The organism is Deltaproteobacteria bacterium, assembly GCA_019308905.1.
GTDB lineage: Bacteria > Desulfobacterota > BSN033 > WVXP01 > WVXP01 > JAFDHF01.
The window spans coordinates 1-10,463 of record JAFDHF010000093.1 but is presented as its reverse complement, the minus strand read 5'-3'; the positions used below and the strand labels follow the sequence as shown (position 1 = coordinate 10,463).

At 54.8% G+C, this 10,463-nt stretch carries 10 protein-coding genes; 3 read left to right on the top strand and 7 right to left on the bottom strand.

Annotated elements, in window-relative coordinates:
* Nucleotides 1–802: CTP synthase (locus JRJ26_19225; protein ID MBW2059628.1), on the bottom strand; the 802-nt coding region annotated here is incomplete at its 3' end.
* Between the two features lie 503 nt (nt 803–1,305).
* Here JRJ26_19225 and JRJ26_19220 point away from each other — a divergent pair.
* The 3 genes from JRJ26_19220 to JRJ26_19210 all read left to right on the top strand — a co-directional run bounded on the left by JRJ26_19220 (nt 1,306) and on the right by JRJ26_19210 (nt 2,951).
* Entirely contained in the window at nt 1,306–1,518 is a 213-nt protein-coding gene (locus JRJ26_19220) for a dodecin domain-containing protein (protein MBW2059627.1), read from the top strand.
* A 96-nt stretch (nt 1,519–1,614) separates the two neighbouring features.
* A complete protein-coding gene (locus JRJ26_19215) occupies nt 1,615–2,646 on the top strand; it encodes a hypothetical protein (protein ID MBW2059626.1) in 1,032 nt (343 codons plus the stop codon).
* Nucleotides 2,647–2,714: 68 nt separating this feature from the next.
* Nucleotides 2,715–2,951 carry a hypothetical protein gene (locus JRJ26_19210; GenBank protein MBW2059625.1) on the top strand — a complete coding sequence of 79 codons (237 nt, stop codon included), beginning with the start codon at nt 2,715–2,717 and terminating at the stop codon, nt 2,949–2,951.
* Between the two features lie 77 nt (nt 2,952–3,028).
* Here JRJ26_19210 and rfaE1 read toward each other — a convergent pair whose 3' ends face one another.
* The 6 genes from rfaE1 to JRJ26_19180 form a co-directional block, all read right to left on the bottom strand.
* Nucleotides 3,029–4,045, bottom strand: a complete 1,017-nt coding sequence (rfaE1, locus tag JRJ26_19205) for a D-glycero-beta-D-manno-heptose-7-phosphate kinase (protein MBW2059624.1) — start codon at nt 4,043–4,045, stop codon at nt 3,029–3,031.
* 47 nt (nt 4,046–4,092) lie between these two features.
* Nucleotides 4,093–5,706 carry a glycosyltransferase family 39 protein gene (locus tag JRJ26_19200; protein ID MBW2059623.1) on the bottom strand — a complete coding sequence of 538 codons (1,614 nt, stop codon included), beginning with the start codon at nt 5,704–5,706 and terminating at the stop codon, nt 4,093–4,095.
* A 51-nt stretch (nt 5,707–5,757) separates the two neighbouring features.
* Nucleotides 5,758–7,155, bottom strand: coding sequence for an undecaprenyl-phosphate glucose phosphotransferase (locus JRJ26_19195; GenBank protein MBW2059622.1), 1,398 nt, complete (start codon nt 7,153–7,155; stop codon nt 5,758–5,760).
* 236 nt (nt 7,156–7,391) lie between these two features.
* Nucleotides 7,392–8,558: a glycosyltransferase gene (locus JRJ26_19190; GenBank protein ID MBW2059621.1), complete on the bottom strand. Its 1,167-nt coding sequence runs from the start codon at nt 8,556–8,558 to the stop codon at nt 7,392–7,394.
* Between the two features lie 49 nt (nt 8,559–8,607).
* The gene (locus JRJ26_19185) at nt 8,608–9,555 is read right to left on the bottom strand and encodes a GDP-mannose 4,6-dehydratase (protein MBW2059620.1); all 948 of its coding nucleotides are present in this window, start codon (nt 9,553–9,555) and stop codon (nt 8,608–8,610) included.
* Between the two features lie 49 nt (nt 9,556–9,604).
* The coding region (locus tag JRJ26_19180; GenBank protein MBW2059619.1) for a glycosyltransferase family 4 protein at nt 9,605–10,463 on the bottom strand (859 nt) is incomplete at its 5' end.

The window sequence follows — 10,463 nt, the reverse complement described above, 5'->3', positions numbered from 1 at the left end:
TCCAGATATTGAGGTGTTCAACTATTCTCTCGTCAAGTCCTTCGTGATGGAAGATGAGGGGCACCTCATAGATCGAGTCCACATCCATCGCCGTAATGACGTCGTCCCGGTCCACATTGCAGAACAGGGCGATCTTGGATTTGACTTCGTTGGAAAGGAGACGGTCGGTTCGGCAAAGCAGGATGTCGGGCTGGATCCCGATTTCACGCAATTCTTTCACGCTGTGCTGGGTGGGTTTGGTCTTCAGTTCACCGGAAGTGGGGATAAACGGAACCAGGGTAACGTGCATATAGAGGGCGTTTTCAGCCCCCACGTCGCCCCTGAATTGACGGATAGCCTCCAGGAAGGGAAGACTCTCGATATCCCCAACCGTGCCTCCTACCTCGACAATAACCACGTCCACGTCGTCCGCCAGGTCGAGCACCTTCTGCTTGATCTCATCGGTGATGTGAGGGATAACCTGAACGGTCCCCCCGAGGTAATCACCCCGCCGTTCCCTTGCAATCACGGCGTCATAGACCTGCCCTGTGGTGAAGTTGTTTCTCTTTCCCATTACGGCATGGGTGTAGCGTTCGTAGTGACCCAGATCTAGATCGGTTTCAGCACCATCATCGGTGACAAAAACCTCGCCATGTTGAAAAGGGTTCATCGTCCCAGGGTCGACGTTTATGTATGGATCGAACTTGAGCATATCGACCGTCAGGCCCCGGCTCTCAAGGAGCGCTCCAATCGAGGCAGAGGCCAATCCCTTTCCTAGGGACGACACAACACCGCCCGTGACGAAGATGAACTTGGTTCTCACCGGTCCTTACCCCAGCTCTGCTGGTCTATTTCGGAGGGAAAAGGTTCCAGGCAATCAGGTCTGAAGCCTTTTGACTTCGTTAGTTGTTCGCCGAAGCAGGATGTATGTTCTGGAATTCTCTAAAGAATTCAAACGCAGTCCTCACAAACACCAATCTATGATTATCCCAAAAATCGCGAAAAGTCAACTGCAACGCCCAAATGAGAGGCCTGTATTGTTGCCAGGGGACAAGGGTCCGAGGTTCGAGTGGGAAGGGGGGAGGTGGTGTTCGTGATTCGTGTTCGTGATTCGTGTTCGTGATTCGTGTTCGTGGGGAAGGGGGAGAAACGCCGCGCCGGCGAACACGAGGTATCCCCCAGGGAAATCGAGAAATGCCGCTGCAAATCACGGCAGTTCAAGACATCGGCTCCTGAAACTGGGCGAAATCGAACCCTCATCCTGTTGACATTCACCGCTGATTTTCGTAATAGAGGATAAACTCCAAGGAAAGGAAGGTGATCACCATGCCAACACCACGGGTCGCACGGGTGACCGAAATCATCGCGGGTTCTCCCAAGAGCTTCGATGACGCAATTCAGGTTGGCTTTTCCCGGGCCACCAAGACCCTCCGCGGAATCACCGGCATGCGCATCGTCGAGCAGAGGGTGGCGGTGGAAGACGCCAAGATAGTCGAGTACAGGGTAAGAATGGAGGTCATTTTCGTTCTTGAGACATAGGAGTCCTGCGGGGCTGCCTGGCGTTTTGTCGGGGGGAACTTCCCCGACTTTTTTCTGAGTCGCCAGGCCGACAGCCTGGAAGGAATCGGAGAGATCATGACAATAGCGTTCGAGAAGATCATCAGAGAGACGGGTTATCTCGACCCGAACAGGGATTTTCAACTGACCCGTATGCCCTTCGAGATCCGCTTCGACCCTCTGACCCACAGCACGGGACGGATCGCCAGTTTCGATCTTTCTCCAGTCGATCCACCGGATCTGGAGAGCCTGGTGGAAAGGTCTCGCCGGATCGGCTGTCCCTTCTGCAGGGACTCACTGGCAGCGAAGACCGCAAAATTCCCCCCTGAAATTGCCCCTCAGGGGCGCATTCGGAAGGGAAAGGCCGTCGTGATGCCGAACATCATCCCCCTTGACACTCATGCCGCGGTCTGCCTGTTCTCTGAGGATCACTTTATCCCTCTGGAAGGGTTTACGTCCGAGCTCATCAGCGATGCCTTGCTGGCCTGCCAGGAGTTCTTTCGCAAGGTGGCCTCCCTGAGCGCCGAGACGGCCTTCTTTTCCATCAATTGGAACTACATGCCCCCGGCCGGATCGAGCCTGGTTCACCCACATCTTCAGCCCATCGCAGGGGATACCCCCACCAACACCCAGAGGGACCTGATCCGATTCAGCCACGAGTATGTTACCCATCACATCTCCCATTTTTGGAGGGACCTTGTGGAAAAGGAGGAGGAACTCGGCGAGAGATACCTGGGAAAAACCGGAAAGATCGCCTGGATGATCCCCTTCGTTCCTGTCGGTCTCTACCCCGATGCGATGGGCGTCTTCCTGGAGTGCCAGGATCTGCTTGATCTTGAGGAGGAAATCCTCCAGGACTTTTCGTCCGGCCTGGTGAAACTGTTCAAAGGCTATCATTCGATGGGGATTTACAGTCTCAACCTCTCCCTTTTTTCAGGACCCAGGGACGACTCAACGATATGGATTCATTCGAGAATCACTCCAAGGTGCCTTCCCAGGCCCATAGGTAACAGCGACATCACCTATCTCGGGATGTTCCACAGGGAACCGGTATCGATCATGAAACCCGAGGAGATGGCCTCTCGATTGAGGCCCCTCTTCTCTTGCTAGGGTCTTTTGAGCGGACCGATGATCAGAGTCTGACCGAGAAGGATCAGCCTCTCTGAAGGGGAGAGCCGATGAAGAATTTGGAAAAAAGGATTCAAAATCTGGAGGAACTGATCTTCGGCGCTGTCCTGCAGACTCGAGCCGAGACGATGGCCGTCAGGGACATCCTCCTGGAAAAGGAACTGGTCTCTCCTGAGCGGTGGGAAGAACTCGTCGAGGATCACAAAACCTCTTTCAGTTCTTTCAAGGCTGTCGCTGAGATGGAAGGAAAGCACAAGGAGTCGGCCGGGCAGGGCAGCACAGAGTAAGCCCGGGTGACTCGATACGGGCAAACTGGAATCCTGCCGCTCACTTCCAGGCAAAAGAGTCAGGGAGCCGGCGAACTTCAAGACCCGTCTTCGTTCCTTTTGGCCTCCTTCACGGCCGCCCTCAACTCCTTAAGGGTCACGGTGGCGGTCCCTACCTTTCCCACCACTACTCCGGCGGCAAAGTTGGAGATCATCGCGGCCTGTGGGAAACTGGCTCCCACCGCCAGGGCAAGGGCCATCACGCCGATGACCGAATCCCCCGCTCCTGTCACGTCAAAAACCTCTCTGGCTGTGGTGGGAATTAGAATGGCCTCCCCCCCCCTTTCGAACAGAGCCATACCGTCTTCTCCCCTCGTAATCAGGACGGCTTTACAATTGAAGCGGTCTAGAAGGCTATGGCCGACTTCCATGAGAGAGCTCTCATCCCTGATCTCTCTGCCGGCGGCAACGCTTGCCTCCTGGCTGTTGGGAGTCACAATGGTAACGTCCCGGTAGAGATCGAAGCGGCCCATCTTGGGATCCAGAGCGACGATCTTCTCCTCATTCTTGGAAATCTCGGTAACGGCCCTGATGAGTTCTCCGGTCACCACTCCTTTTCCGTAGTCGGCGACGACTACCGTATCGGCACTGTGCATCGCCTCTCGCACATAGGCTATGAGGCTGTCTGCATATCCCTGGCTGAGGGGGGCCTGGCTCTCCCGGTCGAACCGGACAACCTGTTGGTTGTGAGCCACGATCCGGGTCTTACCGGTTGTAGGTCTCCGGGGATCGATAAGCACTCCCCCCGTATCGACACCACTCTCCTCAAGAAGGCTCAGGATCTTCCTCCCCCGCTCGTCCCCCCCTACAAGACCGGCAAAGAAGACCTGGCCGCCCAGGGAACGGATGTTGTTGACCACATTTGCGGCGCCGCCAAGAAGCTGTGTCTCTTTCTCCACTGTCACCACAGGCACGGGCGCCTCGGGAGAGATCCTGTCGACCTTACCCCAGATGAACTCATCCAGGATTATGTCGCCCACCACCAGCACCCGGCCCTCAGAAAACCTATCGAACAGAGGCTCGGTTTCGCTAAGGCCCAAAACATGTCTACTCATACTCTCCTGTCCCTTCCATTGTTGGATCAAGGAGGTCCGAGCCCTTTTCAGAGGCCCTGGACCCTATAGATCAGAGTCTTTCCCTCCTTCCCATCGATCAACTTGTGCACCAGCCGCAACGGCCTTGACTCCGAGGCGAGCGAATCGGCCAGTCCCTCCTGCCCGGAATCGACATTCAAGACGAGATAGTCCATCTTCCTCTCGACGGCCATCTCCTCGATCCCTGCCAGAAGATTCTTCCCCGGAGTCGCCACATACACCCCCCCTGCATAGAAGGCCACTCTCGGGTCACTACTCATCACCCTGGACCGGGGGGGGGCGTTTTGCGCAATCCACGTTCCCGCCCGCCTTATCCATATCTTGTCCCTTCTTTGAGGCTTCAGGGTCTTCGGCAGCAGAACCACCAGGGTAACGGCCAGGATCGCTATCAGCAACCCCTGGGAAGAAGGGATCGGCCATCTCCCTGACCTCTCCAGCCTCTGCTGGACAAAATCCCGAGCCCGCTCCATGCCGAGGGCCGCCCAGAAAAGACCGAGAGCCACAAGGGGCAACCAGTGCCTTCGGCTCACGTACCCAGCATTCAAAAGCAAGAGATAGAGAACCGGCACATAGAGTAGATAGAAGGAGAGGAGAAACCAGTTTCCTTTGTCAGGCACGTTGAGTTTCTTGGTGTTTATAAACGTAATCATAAGGAATACTATAAGTAACGGATGATAAGTACCCACGAATTTGAGAGAAAGCTCTAAGAAAACTTTGATGTCCCCGGACCAAGTGTGAGAGGAAAAAAACTCGGAGCCTCTGCCGAAATCGCCCCTTGCCTCCCTGCTCTTCGCCGACTTCTGCTGAAGGCCGAGCCCCGGCCATGATGGGCCGCCGCGGTCGACCGGCAGGCCGGAGCTCTTCTCAATGCCGACAAGGCCTTTGATGCTCTTCTTTCTCGTAAGGATCCAATGGCCCGTATCCTTTTTCAAATAGACCAGGTACGGCGAGGCAAAGATAAGGAACCCGAAAACCAGCAACCCCAAGGCCGCCAAGTCTCTCCTCTGTACGGGTGAGGGCCTTTGAATCATGAAGATCCAGAACCCGGCGACAATCACGACCCCTATTCCCTCAGGTCTTGTCAGATAGGCGAGGGCGCCGAGAATCCCGGTGAGGAAAAGACCTACAAGGCTACGAGTTTTAAGGCTTTTCCATGCTGCGCAGACCGCCCCTGCAAAGAGGAAAACATAGAGGCCCTCCGACAGAACGTCGGCTGAAACCCTGGCCAGGTAAGGATGGAAAGCCACGATGATGCCGGTCAAGAAACCCGCCCTTTGGCCAAAGAGATCTTTACCGAGCAGATATATGGGGACCACGAGAAGCGATCCACTCACCAGGGAGACAACCTGGCCTGCCAGAGCGCTGCCCGGAATTAGATATGAAAGTGCCGCAATCACCAGGGAATACAGGGGATGAAAGTCGTGGCTCAGACCTTTTCCCAGATTCCCTTCCTTGAAATACCCTGCCAGGGCCAGGTAGACAACTCCATCACGACTGATCACATAGGTAAAGGCAAACAGATAGATCCTCACCCCTGCAGCGAGGCAGATCAAAATGAGCAAAGAGTAACGGTGTAGAGGCCCGACCTTGGGGATTCGCCTTTTCGCAGAGGTGGTTTTCATGACTCTCTTGGAATCATCTGGAGACCGGGAAGAGACGGTCGAGACCCGACCCTAGTACGCATTCTTGAATCCGGACCAAAGGGTCATAAAGAGGATTTTCAGGTCGAACCAAATCGACCAGTTGTTGATGTAAGAAAGATCGTACCTGATCCTCTCCTCAATAGGAGTATCACCTCTGAACCCGTTTATCTGGGCCCATCCGGTAATACCGGCTTTCATCTTGTGCCTCAGCATATATCCGGGGATTCTCCCCTTGAACTCTCTAACGAATGCCGACCTCTCAGGACGAGGCCCCACCATGCTCATCTCCCCCTTTAGCACGTTGAACAGCTGGGGGAGCTCATCCAGATTCGTTCTCCTCAGGAAGGCTCCGATCCTTGTGCGCCGGGGGTCATCCAGCTTGGCCCAGACAGGTCCTGTCTCCTTTTCAGCATCCTGCTTCATGGATCTGAACTTGAGCATCTTGAAGGGCTTCCCGTCAAGTCCCATTCTTTCCTGTACATACAGGACAGGCCCAGGGGAGGTCAGTTTGACGAGTATCGCAATGACCGCCATAAGGGGGGAGAAGAGAACGATTCCCGAAACAGAGAACACGATGTCGAATACCCGCTTCACCACTCTGTTCCATCCGTATAAGGGGGTCTCCTGGAGGCTTATGATTGGGAGACCGTCAAGCTCATCGATCCCTCCCCTGAGGGTAACAAACCGAAAGAGGTCCGGGATTATCTTGACATCCAAGACCTCCTCGCTCAATCCCTCAAGGAGAGCCTCCAAATGATGCTGGGCGTCGTTGGGAAGCGCAATGAAAAGGATATCGACCTGATGGGCATGGATGATCCTCTTCAGGTCTCCCAAGCCGCCTAGAACCTGGATTCCTCCGATATTGGGGGCGGCCTTTTCCGGGTCTTCGGCCAGCAGTCCGAGCACCTTGATTCCCAGCTCAGGGTGATGGCTGAGTCTGTCGACAAGATCGACCGCACTGCTGCCAGAGCCCGCGATCAGCGCCTGTTTCTGGTTGTATCCCCTTTTCCTGAGAAATCTCAGCCATCCCCTGAAAAGCGCTCTATCAAAGCCGATGACCAGGAGGCTGAGGAGCCAGAAGTAGAAAAAGGAGAGTCTGGAAAGCTCGAATCTCCGTAACAGATAGGTGACGGCAATAAGGATAAACACACAAAACGTACAGGCCTTGGCAACATCGAGCATCTCTTTCCAATGGGAGCCGATCCTCCTGGGCCTGTAAAGGTCGAATCCCCTGAAGGTGAAGAACCATACGATGACAACGATCCCCAAAAACCACAGGTATGTGGAAAACGGTACCATAACCGGGGCAGGCCGAATGAAGTCCGTGTAGAAACGGAGAAAGTACGCGAGTATCCAGCATCCGGATAACAAAAGGGCATCCATAAGAAACAGAATGCTCCTGAAAAATTCAGAATGCTTTTTCAACATGGTCCTTTGCCCTTGCCAGACAGATTCCCTTATATCACCGACGATACGAAAAGACAAGGCGCCTCCGGTCCCCATCTACCTTCGTTTGGTCCAACTGAGACCGTGGGGCTCTTCTGCCAATCCTTCGCTTTGCTCAAGGGTGAGTCTGAGCGACCTTGGGCAGGAAAGAATCTCTGTGCCTTGGCCGAGTGATCAAAGCAGAAGCGAGATTCTTCGCTTGGCTCAGAATGAAAGGTTCACGACCAGGAACGCAGGATGTCTGAGACCGCATCCCTGAAGTTCCTCTTAAAGACCGACCGGTCCCATTTCATGGCGTGTCTCCGTAGGGCCTTCCCGTGGAAAAGATCCGCCTTCTCCTCAAAAACCCTCACAGCCCGTATCAAGCTCTCCACAGATTGCTCATAGAAGAAAACCCCTGTCGCCAACGAGCCGGGTCTGTCTGGGCCTTCCCTTGCTTCAACGTCCCTGCCTTCTATTTGCCGATCCGAAAGAGGAACCACCGTTTCCAAGACCCCTCCCCTCCCGTAGGCGATCACAGGGCGCCCGGAGGCCTGGGCTTCAAGGGGTGTGATACCGAAATCCTCTTCACCGGGAAAAACCAGGGCCTTGCATCGTGAATAGTGTTCCGCCACCACGTCGTCAGGCTGCCAGCCCAGGAATTCGATGTTGGGCCGAGCCATGGCCCGGAGCCTTTTTTCGTCCTGTCCGCTTCCTATCAGTTTCAGCGGGTATCCCAGTCGATTGAAGGCCTGGACGGCCAAATCGATTCCCTTGTACGGAGCCAGGGCAGAAACGATGAGGTAGAAGTCGTCGCTCCCTTTGGAAACCCTGAACCTCCTTGTGTCGACCGGGGGATGAATAATCTTCGAATCCCTCCGGTAGTACTTCTTGATCCTCCTGGCCACGTGTCGGGAGATGGCGATGAAATGATCGACCCGCTCCGAAGACGTCACATCCCAGGCTCTCAGGTAGTGGGCGAACAGAGCAAGGACCGGCCGCCCTGCCCGCCTTCCCCTCGGGTTTCCGAAGTAATCGAAATACATGTCCCAGACATACCGCATAGGAGAATAGACATAGGAGATATGGCAGCAGTCAGGCGGGGGAATCACACCCTTGGCCACACAGTGGCTGCTGCTCAAGACCAAGTCGTATCCCTTGAGATCAAAGCTCTCCACAGCCAGGGGGAAAAGGGGCAGGTAGCTTCTGTACCCCTTACGGGAGAAAGGAAGATTCTGTACGAAGGAGGTCCTGATCTTCATGGCCTCTATCTTTGGGGAGACCGAGCCCTTTACGTGCAACAGGGTGAAGAGGTCCGCCTCGGGGAAGAGTTCGCAGAAGACTTCCAGGCATCTCTCTCCCCCCCTCATCCCGGTAAGCCAGTCATGCACGATGGCAATCCTCATCACCCGTCCCCCTGCTTTCTCCGACCAGCTACTCGGTGTCTCCCCTCCGTCACTTTTGGGTGTTCTTGAAGAGCTCTAGATCGCTTTTCACCATCTCCTGTACCAGATCGACGAATCCGTACTGGTGAACCCACCCGAGCTCTACCCTTGCCTTGGAGGCATCCGCCACGAGATCAAAGATCTCCGAAGGCCTGTAATACCTCTCGTCCGTGATCACAGAAGAGCGCGGGTCGAGGCCGAGATATTCGAAGGCGACCTCCACAAATTCCCTCACCGAATGGCTCTCGCCCGTCCCTACAACATAGTCGTCCGGAGAGTCGGCCTGAAGCATCATCCACATGGCCTTCACGTAGTCTTTGGCATGCCCCCAATCCCTCTTGGCATCGAGATTGCCCAACCTGAGTTCCTTGGCCAACCCCAGCTTGATCCTCGCGGCGTGGGACGATATCTTCCGGGTCACAAACTCGAAGCCTCGGCGGGGGGACTCATGGTTGAACAGAATCCCGTTGACCGCGAAGAGGCCGTAAGCCTCCCTGTAGTTTCTCACGAGGTGATACCCAGTGAGTTTGGAAATCCCGTAGGCCGACCTCGGCTTGAACCTGGTCTTCTCGTTCTGAGGCGATTGCTCGGTGTTTCCGAACATCTCACTCGATGCTGCAAAGTAAAACCGGCATGAGGGGACGATCTGTTTCACCGCCGACAGTACGTGGTGTGTCCCGTTGATATTCGTCATGAGAGTCGAGAATTCGTCTTCGAAAGAGTAGGCCACAAAACTCTGCGCTGCAAGGTGGTAACATTCGTCGGGCTTTACCTCACTAACCACATTGAAGATGCTGGGGTAGCTCTCAACCGAACCCGCATGTGAAAGACGATGTTCAGGATCCTCAATGGCCGAGCGCCGCACCAGACCATGGACCGCGTAACCCTTTTCGAGAAGCAGTTCCGCAAGATAGCTCCCATCCTGACCCGTAATCCCCGTAATCAAGGCGTGCTTCATGGGTTTCTCCTTTCAATCCTAAGCTCATCCCTCACACCACGGACGCTTCTCATGTCCCGGCAACTTCCTCGTACACCCTTATCGTCTCCCTCGCTGCATTCTCCCAGGAAAAGAGCTTCACCCTTTCGAAGCCTTTTTCCACCAGGATTCTTCTCAGGTTATCATCCTGCAAGACAGATAGTATACCCCTCGCCATGTCTCCTTCGTCAAAAGGATCGACATAACAGGCCGCGTCTCCGCAGACCTCGGGGAGTGAGGACCGATTTGAAACCACCACCGGGGTCCCGCACGACATGGCCTCCAGGGGCGGCAGGCCGAACCCCTCGTAAACGGAAGGATATACGAAGACCTCTGCGTTTCTATACAGAGAAGACAACCCGTCCTGAGAAACATGACCTAAGAAACGGACGTGATCACCCAAACCCAGGGAATCGATCAGATCAAAAAGCCCCTGGTAGAGCCACCCTTTCCTGCCCGCCATAATGAGTGGATACTTGAGCCCCTGTTCCCACAAGAGAGCCGTGGCCTTTACCAGTCGTATGAGGTTCTTTCTGGGTTCGAGGGTACCAACGTAGAGCAGGTAGGGCGTGTCCGGCTTTTCGCCTTCCGCAACCTTTCTCAAAAAGGGCCGATTCAATTCCTTTACTCCCAGGGGGATGACTCTCAACTTCTCTTGACGAGTCTTGAGGATAGCCGCAGCTTCGTTTGCCGTAAAACGGGAAACACAAATAACAAGTTGGGCCTTCCACACGGAAAAACGGGCCATTATCCTTTTCCAAACTCTCAGGCTCGGAGGGAAGACGTGCGGATAACGAAAGAAGGAGAGATCATGGAGGGTGATCACCATCCGTTTCGCCGAGAGAAGAGGACCGGAGAAGTCTGGATAGTGAATCAGGGAAACGTCTGGG